This window comes from Pedobacter boryungensis, from assembly GCF_013204825.1.
GTDB lineage: Bacteria > Bacteroidota > Bacteroidia > Sphingobacteriales > Sphingobacteriaceae > Pedobacter > Pedobacter boryungensis.
Map to the genome: position 1 here is coordinate 120,490 of NZ_JABMKV010000004.1, position 16,153 is coordinate 136,642.

At 32.9% G+C, this 16,153-nt stretch carries 19 protein-coding genes; 12 read left to right on the forward strand and 7 right to left on the reverse strand.

Annotation, left to right across the window (positions count from 1 at the left end):
• The first annotated feature begins 15 nt into the window (after window positions 1-15).
• Entirely contained in the window at window positions 16-1,281 is a 1,266-nt protein-coding gene (locus tag HQN85_RS14930) for an anthranilate synthase component I family protein (RefSeq protein ID WP_173273741.1), read from the forward strand.
• A gap of 65 nt (window positions 1,282-1,346) precedes the next feature.
• Here HQN85_RS14930 and HQN85_RS14935 read toward each other — a convergent pair whose 3' ends face one another.
• The 4 genes from HQN85_RS14935 to HQN85_RS14950 all read right to left on the reverse strand — a co-directional run bounded on the left by HQN85_RS14935 (window position 1,347) and on the right by HQN85_RS14950 (window position 4,245).
• Window positions 1,347-2,168 (reverse strand): M48 family metallopeptidase, encoded by an 822-nt coding sequence (locus tag HQN85_RS14935; protein WP_173273743.1) that lies wholly within the window; start codon window positions 2,166-2,168, stop codon window positions 1,347-1,349.
• A gap of 92 nt (window positions 2,169-2,260) precedes the next feature.
• On the reverse strand, window positions 2,261-2,908 hold the full coding sequence (gene plsY, locus HQN85_RS14940; RefSeq protein ID WP_173273746.1) for a glycerol-3-phosphate 1-O-acyltransferase PlsY: 648 nt from the start codon (window positions 2,906-2,908) through the stop codon (window positions 2,261-2,263).
• Between the two features lie 50 nt (window positions 2,909-2,958).
• On the reverse strand, window positions 2,959-3,801 hold the full coding sequence (gene nadC / locus HQN85_RS14945; protein WP_173273748.1) for a carboxylating nicotinate-nucleotide diphosphorylase: 843 nt from the start codon (window positions 3,799-3,801) through the stop codon (window positions 2,959-2,961).
• A 45-nt stretch (window positions 3,802-3,846) separates the two neighbouring features.
• Entirely contained in the window at window positions 3,847-4,245 is a 399-nt protein-coding gene (locus HQN85_RS14950) for a DUF4783 domain-containing protein (RefSeq protein WP_173273817.1), read from the reverse strand.
• A 162-nt stretch (window positions 4,246-4,407) separates the two neighbouring features.
• Here HQN85_RS14950 and gpmI point away from each other — a divergent pair, with 162 nt between their 5' ends.
• The 7 genes from gpmI (at window position 4,408) to HQN85_RS14985 (ending at window position 8,986) form a co-directional block, all read left to right on the forward strand.
• Window positions 4,408-5,928 carry a 2,3-bisphosphoglycerate-independent phosphoglycerate mutase gene (gene gpmI, locus HQN85_RS14955; protein ID WP_173273750.1) on the forward strand — a complete coding sequence of 507 codons (1,521 nt, stop codon included), beginning with the start codon at window positions 4,408-4,410 and terminating at the stop codon, window positions 5,926-5,928.
• Window positions 5,928-6,452 (forward strand): hypothetical protein, encoded by a 525-nt coding sequence (locus HQN85_RS14960; RefSeq protein ID WP_173273752.1) that lies wholly within the window; start codon window positions 5,928-5,930, stop codon window positions 6,450-6,452. The genes gpmI and HQN85_RS14960 overlap by 1 nt, the downstream gene beginning before the upstream one ends.
• Before the next feature lie 166 nt (window positions 6,453-6,618).
• Window positions 6,619-6,942, forward strand: a complete 324-nt coding sequence (locus HQN85_RS14965; RefSeq protein ID WP_173273754.1) for an ArsR/SmtB family transcription factor — start codon at window positions 6,619-6,621, stop codon at window positions 6,940-6,942.
• A gap of 5 nt (window positions 6,943-6,947) precedes the next feature.
• Window positions 6,948-7,412 carry an SRPBCC domain-containing protein gene (locus HQN85_RS14970; RefSeq protein ID WP_173273756.1) on the forward strand — a complete coding sequence of 155 codons (465 nt, stop codon included), beginning with the start codon at window positions 6,948-6,950 and terminating at the stop codon, window positions 7,410-7,412.
• 7 nt (window positions 7,413-7,419) lie between these two features.
• Window positions 7,420-7,806, forward strand: coding sequence for a DoxX family protein (locus tag HQN85_RS14975; protein ID WP_173273758.1), 387 nt, complete (start codon window positions 7,420-7,422; stop codon window positions 7,804-7,806).
• A gap of 4 nt (window positions 7,807-7,810) precedes the next feature.
• Entirely contained in the window at window positions 7,811-8,389 is a 579-nt protein-coding gene (locus HQN85_RS14980) for a YdeI/OmpD-associated family protein (RefSeq protein WP_173273760.1), read from the forward strand.
• Window positions 8,390-8,422: 33 nt separating this feature from the next.
• The gene (locus tag HQN85_RS14985; protein WP_173273761.1) at window positions 8,423-8,986 is read left to right on the forward strand and encodes a DUF4256 domain-containing protein; all 564 of its coding nucleotides are present in this window, start codon (window positions 8,423-8,425) and stop codon (window positions 8,984-8,986) included.
• Window positions 8,987-9,057: 71 nt separating this feature from the next.
• Here the strand turns inward: HQN85_RS14985 and HQN85_RS14990 are convergent, their stop codons facing one another.
• Window positions 9,058-9,684, reverse strand: a complete 627-nt coding sequence (locus tag HQN85_RS14990; protein ID WP_173273763.1) for a tetratricopeptide repeat protein — start codon at window positions 9,682-9,684, stop codon at window positions 9,058-9,060.
• Between the two features lie 300 nt (window positions 9,685-9,984).
• On the opposite strand from HQN85_RS14990, the gene lon reads away from it, so the two are divergent.
• Entirely contained in the window at window positions 9,985-12,456 is a 2,472-nt protein-coding gene (gene lon, locus HQN85_RS14995; RefSeq protein ID WP_173273765.1) for an endopeptidase La, read from the forward strand.
• A gap of 4 nt (window positions 12,457-12,460) precedes the next feature.
• Window positions 12,461-13,414, forward strand: a complete 954-nt coding sequence (locus HQN85_RS15000; RefSeq protein WP_173273767.1) for a lipid A deacylase LpxR family protein — start codon at window positions 12,461-12,463, stop codon at window positions 13,412-13,414.
• Between the two features lie 30 nt (window positions 13,415-13,444).
• Here HQN85_RS15000 and arfB read toward each other — a convergent pair whose 3' ends face one another.
• Together arfB and HQN85_RS15010 are read right to left on the reverse strand one after the other, a co-directional pair.
• Complete coding sequence (gene arfB, locus HQN85_RS15005; RefSeq protein ID WP_173273769.1) at window positions 13,445-13,855, reverse strand: alternative ribosome rescue aminoacyl-tRNA hydrolase ArfB; 411 nt, start codon at window positions 13,853-13,855, stop codon at window positions 13,445-13,447.
• Window positions 13,856-13,910: 55 nt separating this feature from the next.
• On the reverse strand, window positions 13,911-14,435 hold the full coding sequence (locus HQN85_RS15010; protein WP_173273771.1) for a ferritin: 525 nt from the start codon (window positions 14,433-14,435) through the stop codon (window positions 13,911-13,913).
• 128 nt (window positions 14,436-14,563) lie between these two features.
• On the opposite strand from HQN85_RS15010, the gene cmk reads away from it, so the two are divergent.
• Both cmk and HQN85_RS15020 read left to right on the forward strand, forming a co-directional pair.
• Window positions 14,564-15,247, forward strand: a complete 684-nt coding sequence (gene cmk, locus HQN85_RS15015; RefSeq protein WP_173273774.1) for a (d)CMP kinase — start codon at window positions 14,564-14,566, stop codon at window positions 15,245-15,247.
• Window positions 15,248-15,312: 65 nt separating this feature from the next.
• The gene (locus HQN85_RS15020) at window positions 15,313-16,146 is read left to right on the forward strand and encodes a 3-keto-disaccharide hydrolase (protein WP_173273776.1); all 834 of its coding nucleotides are present in this window, start codon (window positions 15,313-15,315) and stop codon (window positions 16,144-16,146) included.
• Window positions 16,147-16,153: the final 7 nt, after the last annotated feature.

Here is a 16,153-nt window from a genome sequence, read left to right on the forward strand (position 1 = left end):
CTTTTACGCAGACAAATGAGCAACGCTAAAACGGATTTATTTAAGCAAAAAGCCTTGCAATGGGCAACTTCTTTTGAAGTATGTTGTTGCTTAGATTCTAATAAATATACAGATCCTTATACACAATACGATTGCTTAATCGCGGTTGGAAGTGATAAAAGTTTAGCAGCCAAAACTGGAAGTGCTTTTGATCAATTGCACTCTTTTTATGACAAACATACAGATTGGATGTTTGGTTTATTGAGTTATGAACTTAAAAACGAAGTTGAAGATTTAAACTCTAAACATACGGATCAATTAGATTTCCCAGATTTATTTTTCTTTATACCAACATATTTAATCGCTTTACATGGTGATGAAATTAAGATAATTAAAGGCGATCCTTCAATTATTGAAACGATAAATCAAACCCATCTAAATCCTACAGCAACAAAACCAAATTTAAAAATTGAAAGTAAGTTCGATAGAGAATCTTATATCGAAACTGTAGAAAAATTAAAAACTCATATTAAACGAGGCGATATTTACGAAGTCAATTTTTGTCAGGAGTTTTTTGCAGCACACGCAACAATAAATCCATTGGCAGTATACAATGAACTAAATATGGTATCTCCTACCCCATTTGCAGGATTTTTTAAAATTAACCACCATTATATTTTATCCGCTACGCCAGAACGTTTTTTATGTAAACGTAATAATCGTTTAATCTCTCAACCTATAAAAGGAACTGCGAAAAGAAGTAAAAGTGCTGTAGAAGATGAGCAGATTAAAATTACTTTAAAATCAAGCATTAAGGAACAGGCTGAAAATGTAATGATTGTAGATTTGGTTCGTAATGATTTAACCAAAAGCGCTGTTGCCGGAAGTGTTAAAGTTGACGAACTATTCGGCATTTACACCTTTCCGCAGGTTCATCAAATGATATCTACCATTAGTTGCGAGCTTAATCCAAACATCCATTTTATTGATGCCGTAAAAAATACTTTCCCAATGGGATCAATGACTGGCGCACCAAAAATAAAAGCAATGGAACTCATAGATGTATATGAAAAAAGTAAAAGAGGTGCTTTTTCAGGTTCTTTTGGTTGTATTAGTCCTACCGGAGATTTTGATTTTAATGTAATCATCCGCAGTATATTATATAATGAAATAAATCAATATTTATCGTTCCAAGTAGGTGGAGCCATAACATATGCGGCTAATTCCGAAGCGGAATATGAAGAGTGTTTGTTAAAAGCTTCAGCGATTCTAAAGGTTTTAACAAATTCCGATAATATATAAAACAAAAAGGTGGAACGTTTATGCAATTGCAAAACCTTCCACCTTAAAACTTTATTTCTTTTAATCTATCTTCCTTTATAATATTTCATCGCTTCTGGCAAATCTTTTTGTATTTGAGCAATACGAGACTGATCTGTAGGGTGAGTGCTTAAAAATACTGGTGGTTTTGCGCTACTATCACTTGCGGCAGCCATTCTTTGCCAAAAATTTATAGCATTTTGAGGATTATAACCAGCCATAGCCATAAATGACAAACCCATTTTATCTGCTTCTAACTCTTGATTACGTGAATTTGGCAAAACATATGCAGTTTGTGCACCAATGCCAAATAACTGATTAACTACAGCTTGAGAACTCTCAGATTTTCCACTAACAGCAGCACCTACTACTGCACTACCCAACTGTGCTTTTAACATGGTAGAAGCTCTTTCTAATGAATGTTGAGCTATAGCATGTGCAATTTCATGGCCCATTACCGTAGCTAATCCTGCTTCATCTCTTGTAATTGGTAAAATACCAGTATAAACAGCTACTTTACCGCCTGGCATACACCATGCATTTATTTCTTTACTTTCTATTACATTAAATTCCCATTTATAGTTTTTAATTTGTTCTCCGTATCCATTTGCATTCATATACTGAGTAACTGCAGCGGCAATCTTCTGACCTACTCTTTTTACCATTTGAGTTTGGGTAGAATTACTTGATACTACTTTAGTACTTGGGTCACTCAATAATTGAGAATATCCTATGGCAGCTTGTTGCTCTAACTCAGCAGCACTTACACCAAAAGTAGAGACTTTACGGCCTGTTAAAGGCACCACAGAGGTTGTACACGAAGATATTGCTAAACTTATAGCAATACCAAAAATCATTATTTTTTTCATAGTAAATGGTTAAATTTTAGAGCGTAGTAAGGTTAATTTTTTTTCTATTTTCTTTCTAACAATTATCTTGATAGATAGTTTGAAAAATTTTTTTAACTCTGTTTCTTTTTAAAAAGATAAACTTTTGATTCTTTGCCCTTGAGCAATCGCTCTAAGTTCTTTTGATGGGTGACCAAAATAAGTAAGCAAACACAAATGCCGTATAATACTTCTGATTTAATTGAGGATTGCAATATAAATACCACACTAATTGGAAATGCAAATCCAGCACATATAGAGCTTAACGATACATATTTGGTAGCTAATAAAACCAGCACAAAAACAAGAACACAAATCATAGCTGCTTGATAGTTAACTGCCAAGATCATCCCAAAAAGAGTAGCCACGCCTTTTCCTCCTCTAAAACCAGCGAAAATCGGAAACAGATGGCCCATTACAGCTATTACCCCCAAAGCCAATTGATAGTTTACAAATTGAGTAGAGTTATGTGGTCCAGTTACAGAGAGGCCGATAAAATAGGCCAATTTACATGCCGTATATCCTTTAAAAATATCGATAAACATTACCGCGATACCTGCTTTTTTACCCAAAACACGGAATGTATTTGTGGCACCAGCATTACCACTACCATATTCTCTTACATCAACACCATAAAAAGCCTGACCTAACCACACTGCTGTTGGTATAGACCCGAGTAAATAAGCGGCAATTAGGGCTGAAATGGAATAGATCGAAATCATGACCTACAATTATACTAAAAAAATAAGATTCAATAGGGTAGAAATTATGGTTATACAGCTTTCAAACTTAAATCTAAACTTTTTACGGAATGAGTTAATGCTCCCATCGAAATATAATCGACACCACATGCTGCGTATTGAGCAACGTTTTCTTCTACAATGCCACCAGAAGCTTCTGTTATAAATCGCCCATCAATTAAACTAACAGCCTGTTTTAACAAGGGTAATTCAAAATTATCAAGCATAATGCGATCAACATTTCCCTCAGCTAAAACTTGGTTTAATTCATCCAAATTTCTAACCTCAATTTCTATGGCTAGTTTTTTATTTGTGTGTCTTAAATAATTATTTGCAGCAATAATGGCATTTGCAATTCCGCCAGCATAATCAACATGATTATCTTTAATTAAAATCATATCGTATAAACCAATGCGATGATTTACACCTCCACCAATTTTAACAGCCCATTTTTCTAGATAACGCAAACCTGGTGTGGTTTTGCGTGTATCCAAAACTTGCGTTTTGTAAGGTTTTAGCAGTTGAACAATGCGATTAGTTTTTGTTGCAATTCCACTCATACGTTGCATGCAATTCAGCACTAATCTTTCTGCTAATAAAATTGCATGTGTACTTCCTTCTACTGTAAAAGCAATATCTCCGTAATTTACTGCAGCGCCATCTTGTAGCTTTACATCAACTTTTAAGGAAGAATCTATCTGATTAAAAATTTCGAGTGCTAGTTCAACACCAGCCAAAATTCCATTTTCTTTTACAATTAACTTTGCTTTGCCTTGTACGTTTGCAGGAATAGTAGAAAGTGAAGTATGGTCGCCATCCCCTACATCTTCTGCAATAGCATTCTTAATAAATTGGTCAACTAATTTTTTATCCAAAACAGTAAATTTTAATTCAAAATTAGCAATTAACTGTCTAAAATACTATTCTTTGTCAGGTTCTATCCTTAATTCGGTGATTAAGAAAATGTTAGCAGTATTTTTCTTTAAGGTAATTGTTACCCTAAATTTCCCTGTTTTAGTATTTACAGAAAATATACCTAAACGATAATTTGGATTTGTACTTAAGCGATGTATGATAGAACTTTTATTTGGTGGATTTTTTACAAAAAAATCTTTTAAAATCTGTTCGGCCTGTGCTTTACTGTATACATCTTCTTGATCGATGATGATTAATTCTACAGATGCAGCGAAGCTTTTTGCAATTTCTTTAGAATTCCCTAATTTAAATTGCACAGACAAATCGTCAATAATATCTGCTTGTAGTGTATTATTTGAGGGAAAATGCAGAAGTAAGAGCATCAACGCAAGTAACGGTTTCATCATGTGTGGTATAAAACTACAATTCATTAGCCAAAATTATGCCATTTATTCGATCATAATATTTAAAAACTTTCATTAAAGCACTAATAGGTTTATATTTGTAATGATAAATAATTAATCAAATTGAAGTTATTACTTGTTTATCCGATACAAATTTTAAATATGAAAGCTAAAAAACTCGTACTGTTAATTCTGGATGGCTGGGGCTACGGAAAAAAAGATAAATCTGATGCTGCTTATATAGCGAATACTCCTTTTTTCGATTCTATTTTAAAAAAATATCCAAACTCAAAATTAGAAGCATCGGGTGAAGCTGTGGGTTTACCTGCAGGGCAAATGGGAAATTCGGAGGTTGGGCACATGAATTTGGGTGCGGGTAGAGTAGTTTATCAAGAATTAGGTAGAATTAATAAAGCTATAACAGATCGAACTTTGCACAGTAATGAGACTTTAGTGAATGCCTTTAACTACGCAAAAGAAAATAATAAAGCTGTTCATTTTATAGGTTTAGTATCAGATGGTGGTGTACATGCACACATCAATCATTTAAAAGCATTGTGCGATGCAGCCAATGAAAAAGGATTAAAGGATGTTTTCATTCATGCTTTTTTAGATGGAAGAGACACTGATCCCAACTCTGGCTTAGGTTTTATTAAAGATTTAGATAACCATTTAAAAACTTCTGCAGGTAAAATTGCGAGTTTAACTGGTCGTTATTATGCAATGGATAGGGATAACCGTTGGGAACGAGTAAAATTAGCTTACGACGTATTAGTAAATGGAATTGGTGAAAAAGCTATCAATGCTGAAGATGCTATCCAAAAATCTTATTCTGAAGGCATTACTGATGAATTTACGAAACCTATTGTAATTACCAATGTAGATGGAACACCAACAGCTACTATTAAAGCTGATGATGTTGTAATTTGCTTTAACTATAGAACAGACAGGGGTCGCGAAATTACTTCGGTGTTAAGCCAAAAAGATTATCCAGATTTTGGGATGAAAAAATTGCCTTTGTATTATGTAACTATGACCACTTACGACGAAAGTTTTGAGAATGTTAAAGTTGTATTTAAAAAAGACGATCTTTCTAATACATTAGGTGAAGTTTTAGAAGCTCATCATAAAAATCAAATCCGTATTGCAGAAACCGAGAAATATCCTCATGTTACATTTTTCTTTTCTGGGGGAAGAGAAAAGGAATTTGAAAATGAAAAACGAATTTTAGTTCCTTCACCGAAAGTAGCTACATATGATTTACAACCAGAAATGAGTGCAGCAGGAATCACTTCAGCTATAAATAAAGAATTGGAAAGCGGCTGGCCAGATTTTGTATGCCTAAACTTTGCTAACCCAGATATGGTTGGACACACTGGCGTTTTTGATGCTGTTGTTAAAGCGGTTGAAACTGCAGACGCTTGCGCAGAACATGTCGTAACTACGGGTGTTGCAAATGGATATTCATTTATTATCCTAGCAGATCATGGTAATTCGGAATTTATGATTAATAACGATGGTTCGGTTAATACTGCACATACAACGAATTTAGTTCCATGTATTTTAATTGATGAAGATTATAAGACCATAGCTGATGGAAAATTAGGTGATATTGCTCCTACTATTTTGAAAATTATGGGTATTGATATCCCTGAAATCATGACAGGAAATGTTTTAGTATAATGAAGAAACTTATTTTCATTTGTGCTATGTGTATTTTTAGTGCTTGTACTTTAAAAGAACAAGAGAAAATAGCTACTAAGTCTTATTTTGATCTGGAAAGTTATTTTAAACAAGAGGCAACACGTTTAACAAAAGCAAATCAACCAATTAGTAAAACTGTTTTGGTAAATGGCAATGCCGAAGCAAAAAGCCTATTAATTAATAACTGGGAAAATGAATTAAGTTCATTTATAGAGGCTGATATTAACAAAGCATCTTGGAGAAGTTCATTTGAGGTCAAAAAAACAGAAAGTTTAACAACTTATACATCAAACAGCAAAAAAATTCCTGTTAAAAAACTAGAAATAAACTATAAAGACAACAAGGTAATGGCTATTAAAATCTTGGTGACTAATACTAATGATTTATATACATCTCAAGATAGCTTGAGTTATTACCCAGATAGTTTGTATCAAATAAAAAAGACACAGCATATTAAGCTGATGGATGAAAAAAGATACCAAATTACTGGAAAGTTTAAATAGAACATCTTACCATACTCATACACCGATAGTATCAATTTCTAAGGAGCTTCTTATAGTACATATCCCATATGTACTAAGATGCGGCATTAACAAGCACAGCTAAAAAATAAAAAAAATTTGCGTAGTTAAATAACTACGCATATATTTGTAGTCAAATAACTACATAATGAATTTAAGAAGAGATGTATTTCAAGCAATAGCAGATCCAACAAGAAGGGCTATTCTCATATTGGTTGCTTCGCAATCTATGACAGCAGGTGCAATCGCATCAAATTTTGATACAGCAAGACCAACTGTTTCCAAACACTTGCAGATACTTACCGAATGCGAATTGTTGGAACAAGAACAAAACGGAAGAGAAATTTCTTATCACATCAATGCTAAAAAAATGAAAGAAGTAGCTGATTTTATTGAACCTTTCAGAACGATGTGGGATGATAGATTTAATAAATTAGAAAATATTATGAAAATCTATCAGGATAAAAAATAGGAAAAATGGAAAGAAAAACAAAAGTTAATGCAGAGGATAATACACAGGAATTGCAAATCGTCAGAGAGTTTGATTTACCGTTAGAACTACTTTTTAAAGCATATGCAGAGCCAGAAATTGTAGAACAATGGATGGGAACAAAAGTATTAAAGTTAGAAAATAAAAATCATGGAGGATATCAATTTGAAACAACTGATCCAAAGGGAAATAAACATCGCTTTAATGGCGTAATCCATGAATTTGTATCAAACGAGAAAATTACGAGAACATTCGAAATGGAAAATACCCCGTTTGATGTTCAACTTGAATTTTTAACCTTTGAGAAATTGACAGAAGATACCAGCAAGCTCACCATGCATGTTTTATATAAATCAACTGAAGTAAGAAATCAAATATTGGCTTTACCTTTTGCTCAAGGTATAAATATGGCACATAACAGAATACAAGATATTGTAAGCAAACTAAAATAATTTAACCATGGCCACAATAAAATCAACTAAAATTATCTATTGGATTACTACAATTTGGCTTTCCTTAGGTATGCTATCTACCGGAATAGTACAGGTATTAAAAATAAAAGATGAGGTAGCTATGTTTACACACCTAGGTTACCCTTCCTATTTGCTCACTATACTTGGAATTTGGAAAATTTTAGGTGTAATAGTTATACTTATCCCGAGATTTCCAATATTAAAAGAATGGGCGTATGCAGGTTTCTTTTTTACCATGTCGGGAGCCATTTTTTCTCATTTGGCTACTAGTGATAATTCTAAAGATTTTTTTGGCCCCACCTTATTACTTACTCTAACATTATTATCTTGGTATTTTAGACATCAACTAAAAAAATTGCCAATTAATAACTAGAATTATGAATCCAAAAGTTGATTTTTATTTTCAAAAAGCTACAAAATGGCAAGAAGAATTGCTACAACTGAGGGCAGTTGCGCTTGATTGTGGCTTAACTGAAGAATTGAAGTGGGGTGTTCCGTGCTATACATTTCAAAATACCAACATTGTTTTAATTCATGACTTTAAAGAATATTGTGCGTATTTATTTTTTAAAGGCGTGTTGTTAAAAGATCCTAAAAAAATCCTCATCCAACAAACCAAAAATGTACAAGTAGCTCGTCAAATTCGGTTTACAAACATTCGAGAAATAATCGATGCTAAAGCTGTTTTGAAAGCATACATTTTTGAAGCTATCGAAGTAGAAAAAGCTGGATTAAAAGCCGAGTTTAAAAAAACTACAGCGTTTCCTATTTCTGAAGAGTTTCAACATAAATTGGATGAAATCCCAACTTTAAAAACAGCATTTAATGCTTTAACGCCAGGTAGACAAAGAGCATATTTGTTATACTTTTCTGCACCTAAACAAGCTAAAACTCGTGAAACAAGAGTAGAAAAATGTATCCCTCAAATTTTTGAAGGCAAAGGTTTAAATGATTAATTTGATGAATAATTAAGCTAAAAGCATATAAACATGAGTGTAAAAAGACAACTATCGCCACAACAAGAAGCAGAGATTCTTGATATCTTAAAAACACGCTTTGAGAAAAATAAAAGCCGCCATGAGGACTTGGAATGGACCAATGTGCTAGCAAAACTAAAATCAAATAGTACCAAATTATGGTCACTTAATGAAATGGAAATCACAGGTGGCGAACCAGATGTTGTTGGATACGATAAAGAGACAGATGAATATATTTTTTACGATTGTTCAGCAGAAAGTCCTAAAAGCCGCAGAAGTTTGTGTTACGATCATCAAGCATTGGAAGCAAGGAAGGAACATAAACCAGAGAACAGTGCTATGGAAATGGCCGCTGATATGGGTATTGAGATTTTAACAGAAGACCAATATCGAGAACTGCAACAGCTAGGAAATTTCGATACAAAAACATCAAGTTGGATTATTACACCAGAATCAATAAGAAAATTAGGCGGTGCATTATTTTGCGATCGTCGTTATAACACAGTTTTTTTATATCATAATGGCGCAGAATCCTATTATGCAGCTAGAGGATTTCGCGGATATTTAAGAGTTTAATCCTTCAAATTATCCCTAACAAAAAAGTCCTTGATAGTTTCAAGGACTTTTTTGTTATATACTTTTACTTATTATTTCAGACTAGTAATTTGTGCCTTTACATAATCGATTAAAGAAATAATATCTTTTCGTAAAGGTTGTATAGTTAATACTTTTTGAAAATCAGCAATTGAATTATTAAAAATGGCTACAACAGCAGCTTTTTCTGTTGCTTTTTTAATCTTATACGATTTAAAAATAGCATAATCCTTATAAGCAATACCTCTGTTTTGTAAAATCTGGGTGTCCTCTTCGCCATTTATTTCAATTGCTTTAGAAAAATCTTTTATTGCAGACGTATAAAAATTTTCTCTCATTTGATTGAGCGCTTCTTTAGGTAAGTTCGCAATGTTTAATCTAGCTTTACCCCTGTAATAATACGCAGAGTAATCATTTGGTTTTAAAACAATTAAACGGCTATAAGCAGTAATCGCGTTTTCAAAATCTCCACATTGAAAATTTGAATAAGCTAACATTCTTAATACATTCACATTGTTTGGGTCAGCATTATCTGCTTTCGATAGCTGGGCGACTGCGGTTTTATAATCGCCTTTCATCCACGCTTGTGTGCCCATTTTCTCATAATTACCCTGAGCATAAACAGAACCAGCAGCAGAAACTATAAATAACAATAAAAATGTTTTTTTAAGATAATCCATTAAGCGTTTTATTTAGTTAAAATTACAAAATCCCTAACAAAAGAACAATAAATGCTAGTTTAGTTTAGTATAACCTGCTTATTGCAACTATCATACCATTTGTAAATATTAAGGTAAACGCTAAATTAGTTAAATATGATATACACAAACAATATTTTTTAGGCTGACTTTTTAACAGGCGTACTTCATGTTTTCGTTTTTGGCACAAGAGTTGAAAATATACCCAATAATACAGAATTAATACTTTTTTACGGCAACGCTGTCAGTTTGTCGTTTTATACTATTTTTAAAAGGCCAATAATGAGCAAACAAGATCAATTTGATTTTAGTCACGCACTACCCATAATAAATGAAGATACTGAGTTCTTCCCATTAATGTCTCAACAAGACGAAGATGAGATGAATAATGAAGAAACACCAGAAATACTTGCAATACTACCGCTAAGAAATACAGTTTTATTTCCAGGCGTAGTTATCCCAATTACTGTTGGCCGAGATAAATCTATTAAACTCATCAAAGAAGCCTACAAAGGTGACAAGATTATCGGTGTGGTTTCACAACGTGATGTATCTATTGAAGACCCAACTTTTGAGCAATTAAATAGCGTTGGTACCGTAGCACAAATTATTAAGATGCTACAAATGCCAGATGGTAATACCACAGTTATCATTCAAGGTAAACAACGTTTCCAACTGGTAGAAGAAGTTCAATCTGAACCTTATATTAAAGCAATTATTGCAAAATTTTCTGAATCAAAGCATAAAGCTGATAAAGAATTTAAAACGTTGGTTGCTTCTATAAAGGAAATGTCTTCTCAAATCATTCAACTTTCACCTAACATTCCGAGCGAGGCTGGAATTGCATTAAAAAACATAGAAAGTACTTCCTTCTTAATCAATTTCATCTCTTCAAATATGAATGCAGATGTAGCTGATAAACAAAAAATGCTCGAAATGGGCAATTTGCGTAAACGTGCTGAAATGGTAATGGAACTTTTAACAACTGAATTACAGATGTTAGAACTTAAAAACCAAATCCAATCTAAAGTTCGTACAGATTTAGATAAACAACAACGTGATTATTTTTTAAATGCACAGTTAAAAACCATACAGGAAGAATTAGGTGGAAATTCATCTGATTTAGAATATGATGCCTTGCAAGTTAGAGCTAAAAAGAAAAAATGGGCAAAACAAATTGCCGATCATTTTGGCAAAGAGTTAGAAAAATTAGGTAGAATGAATCCACAGGCACCAGATTATTCTATACAAATGAATTATTTGGAACTATTGCTCGATTTACCTTGGAATGATTTCACTAAAGATAATTTCGATTTAAAACGAGCTCAACGTATTTTAGATAAAGATCACTTTGGTTTAGAAAAAGTAAAACAACGCATTATAGAATATTTGGCCGTTCTGAAATTAAAAAAAGATATGAAAGCCCCTATTTTATGTTTAGTTGGGCCTCCAGGAGTTGGAAAAACCTCCTTGGGTAAATCTATTGCAAAAGCAATTAACCGCAAATATGTACGTATGGCTTTAGGCGGAATTAGAGATGAAGCGGAAATTCGTGGTCATAGAAAAACATATATAGGTGCAATGCCAGGTAGAATTATCCAATCCATTAAAAAAGCTGGTGCAGCAAATCCGGTTTTTGTATTGGATGAAATTGATAAAGTTGGGTCAGATTTTCGCGGTGATCCTTCATCAGCTTTGCTAGAAGTTTTAGATCCAGAACAAAATAACGCTTTCAATGATCATTATGTTGAGGCAGATTATGATTTATCTAATGTATTATTTATCGCCACCGCAAATTCATTAAGCACTATACAACCTGCACTTTTAGATCGTATGGAAATTATTGAAGTAAATGGATATACGATTGAAGAAAAAATAGAAATTGCTAAAAAATATTTATTACCTAAACAAAAAGAAGTTCACGGCTTAAAATCTAAAGACATTTCTCTTAAATCTTCATTAATTGAAAAAGTGATTGAAGATTATACACGTGAAAGTGGTGTACGTGGTTTGGAAAAGAAAATTGGTTCGTTAGTACGTGGTATTGCAACCAAAATTGCAATGGAAGAAACGTATGAACCCGTATTGAATTTAGAAGATGTAGAACGCATTTTAGGCGCTCCTATTTATGATAAAGATGCTTATGAGGGTAACGAAGTTGCTGGTGTTGTAACTGGTTTAGCATGGACTTCAGTTGGTGGTGATATATTGTTTATTGAAGCGAGTTTAAGTCCTGGAAAAGGGAAATTAACATTGACAGGTAATTTGGGCGATGTAATGAAAGAATCTGCCGTGATTGCTTTAGCTTACATTAGAGCACATGCAGGATTATTTGGTATTGATAATGCACTATTTGATCAGTTCGATATCCATGTGCATGTTCCAGCTGGAGCTACACCAAAAGATGGTCCATCGGCAGGTATAACTATGCTTACCGCTTTAACATCAGCATTCACTCAACGTAAAGTGAAATCAAATTTAGCTATGACAGGCGAAATCACACTTCGTGGGAAAGTATTGCCAGTTGGGGGGATTAAAGAAAAAATCTTAGCTGCTAAACGAGCAAATATTAAGGAAATCATTTTATGTAAATCTAATCGAAAAGATATTTTAGAGATTAAAGAAGATTATATAAAAGACCTGAAATTTCATTATGTTAGTGAAATGAAAGAGGTAATCGAGTTGGCTTTAACGAAAGATAAAGTGAAAGATGCACAAGATTTAAGTATAAAAAAACCAATTGTAACAAATTAAGCTAATGCGATTAAAACTCTCTTTCCTTATTGCTATATTATTTTTAGTTGGCTCAAGCAGTTTCGCTCAAACATTTAAAAATGAGTTTGGCTTTAAAAGCGATAATGATGCTTATCTTTTTTATGGACAAGATCGTTACTACACTAACGGTTTGTTTATTTATTTTCGTCACGCAACTGATCAACAAAAATTAGGGGAAAAATTAGAAAAAGTAACCTATGAGATTTCTGCTGGACAAAAAATGTTCAATCCTATTTCTGGATATGCACCTGATCCGAATAAGCAAGATCGTCCGTTTGCGGGTTACTTATATGCTGGTGGAAATGTAAATTTATTTTATAAAAATGAGCGAATTTTAAAAGCTGGATTAGAAGTTGGAACTGTTGGCCCGGATGCTTTAGGAGAAGATGCTCAAAAGTTATTGCATGATCTAGTTGGTTTTTATACCATTGATGGCTGGCAGTATCAGATCAAAAATGAATTAGCAGTTAATCTTTCTGCTCAATACACGCAATTATTACATCGCTCTGCAAAAAACAATGTAGATTTCTCTTTAGAAGGATACACAAATGCAGGTACAACGTTTAGTGGTGCTGGAGTTGGAATTTTATTTAGAGCAGGTGATATCAATCAACTATTCAATTCTTCGTACACGAACAGTGCAATCAGCAATAACGCTAAAACAACCAAATTGGTAAAAAATGAGTTATTTTTCTATGCTAAACCGCAGCTTAATGTTGTGGCTTATGATGCAACAATACAAGGAAGTATGTTTAATAACGATAGTCCTGTAACTTTTGAACCGAAACGTTTGGTATTTGCACAGCAGTTAGGCTTTAATTATAGTACACCTCGTTTTACTTTTGATTATGGTGTGTTGTTTAAATCTAAGGAAATAAAAAGCACCGCAAAAGCACATCAGTATGGAACAATTTCTATGTTCTATCGATTTAATTAAAAAATTTCCAGCTATTTAAAAAAGCCCAGACTAATCTAGTCCGGGCTTTTTTCTATTTTCTTTTTTTGAAGAGGTAATTGATTTAGTCATTAATCTTTTCTCAATTACACCTTTAGGAATTTTAGTGGGTTTACGTTTTTTCTGTACTTGAAGTGATTTAGTTAATAAGTTCATCAACTTAAGTACAGTTCGCTGTTTATTTAAAAGCTGACTCCTATCCTCTTGAGAAACAATATGCAAATTACCTTCTGAATCTAATCTGTTTGATAATTTTTCCTCCAATAAACTTTTTTCATCATCTGATAAAAAAGAAGCATTTGCAATAGTAAAAATCAGTTCTACCTTACTCGAAACTTTATTAACGTTTTGTCCTCCTTTTCCTCCGCTTCGCGAAGTTTTAAAAGTTACTTCTTTAATTATATCTTCTTTTGGAGGTATCATCCTGTAAAGATAGTCATTGTTAGGAATTCAAAAACATTCAAATCAGATGACTAAGTTATTCGCCTTCCTTTGTTCCGCTAACTTTATCCCTTAAACCAACAATATCTTTATCCAATTGGTAAACTCCTCCTCTATCATTACCCACCAATTCTAATTTCTCCAGCATCGTTTTCGCCATTTTTTCTTCTTCCAATTGCTCATCCAAATACCACTGTAAAAATTTAAATGTTAAATAATCCTTTTCATTTAAAGCTAATTCTACTAAATCATTAATAGATTGAGAAACTGCTAATTCATTTTTTAAAAAGTCCCTAAATACATCAATTACCAATGCATAATTATTTTGCGGCATATCAAGAGCAGGAATTATAGCATGTCCATCTCTATCATTTATATAATGCATAAACTTTAACATGTGTTGACGTTCTTCATCGCTTTGCTTATAAAAAAACTCTGTATAACCTTCTAATCCGGGTTGAGTTTCTAGCCATGAAGCAACTGCCAAATAAATTTGAGAAGATTCTGCTTCTATTTTAACTTGCTCATTTAAAGCATTTAACATTCTTTCAGATAATAACATTGCGTTTAGTTTAAAATGAGTTAATATAACAAACCGAACGCTATAAAAGTTCTGGATAATGTCTTAAAAAGCTTTGGTCTTAATAAATAAATTCCATAAATTAATTCAAAATACTACTTTTGCAATACATGAGAAAAAATCTAGTTGTAGCAATTGATGGCTATTCTTCTTGCGGAAAAAGTACATTGGCAAAAGCCCTAGCTAAAAAATTAGATTTTATTTATATCGATAGTGGCGCTATGTACAGAGCCGTAACCTTATTTTTTATCCGCAACAAAGTTGATGTTAATAACGAAGAAGCTGTAAAAGATGCCTTACAACACATTGAATTAAATTTTCATGCTCGAGATTACGAATCTCACATTACGTTAAATGGTGAAGAAGTCTCTGAAGAGATTAGACAAATGCCAGTATCTGAAAACGTGAGTGAAGTTTCTGCCAATAAATTAGTGCGCCACGATATGGTAAAACAACAGCAGCGTATGGGCAAATCTAAAAACATTGTAATGGATGGTCGTGATATTGGTACTGCTGTATTTGAAGACGCTCAGGTTAAATTTTTTATGACTGCCGATCCAAAAATTAGAGCAGAACGTAGGTATAAAGAATTAATGGCCAAAGGCGATACCACAATAACGTTAGAAGAAGTTTTTGAAAATCTTGCACATAGAGATTATGCAGATACAACAAGAGCAGAGAGCCCATTAGTAAGAGCTGAAGACGCAATTATTTTGGATAATACAGATATTACTCAAGAAGAACAGCTAGATTTTGCCTTAGAAAAAGTTAAGCCCTTTTTAGAAAAAATTTAATCCCATTACTTTCCTTATTTAGGTTATTAAATAAATTGGTATTTTACGGAAAAATTAATTCCCGTATGAAAATCAATCATTCTCTAAAATTAATTGCATTTATTACTTTATTACTTTGCAATAGCACCTTAAAAGCACAAAAAGGCTGGATTAATTTATTTAATGGAAAAGATCTTAAGGATTGGACCATAAAAATTGCCAAACATGAAGTTGGTGATAATTTTGCAAATACTTTTCGTGTAAAAAATGGTTTGATGAAAGTGAGTTATGACGGATACACAGATTTCAATCAACAATATGGTCATATCTTTTATAAAAAACCTTTTTCTTATTACTTATTAAAAGTAGAATACCGCTTTATTGGTGATCAAGTTAAAGGCGGCGAAGGTTGGGCTCTTAGAAATAGTGGAGCAATGCTGCATTGCCAGGATCCGAAAACAATGCTCAAAAATCAAGATTTCCCCATTTCCATTGAAGGCCAATTATTAGGTGGTGATGGAACACATGAACGTCATACCAGCAATGTTTGTACACCAGGAACTACAATTTACATGGAAGATAAATTAACAACCGCTCATTGTTTAGAATCAAACTCAAAAACTTTTCATGGCGAACAATGGGTTACAGCAGAATTTTTAGTTTTAGGTGATTCGGTAATTAAACATTATGTGAATAAGGAACTGGTATTAACATATACAAAACCTCAAGTTGGCGGAGGAAATGTATCTAATTATGATCCGAAAGTTAAGGAAGATGGTAAAAGACTAACTGAAGGTTTTATTTCTCTGCAAAGTGAAAGTCACCCTATTGAGTTTAGAAAAGTTGCTCTTTTTGATTTGGCTTCTTTTGAGAAGGACAAAGTGAAATTGGATAAAATAATAGTCGAATTGCTTAAATAAATTCATT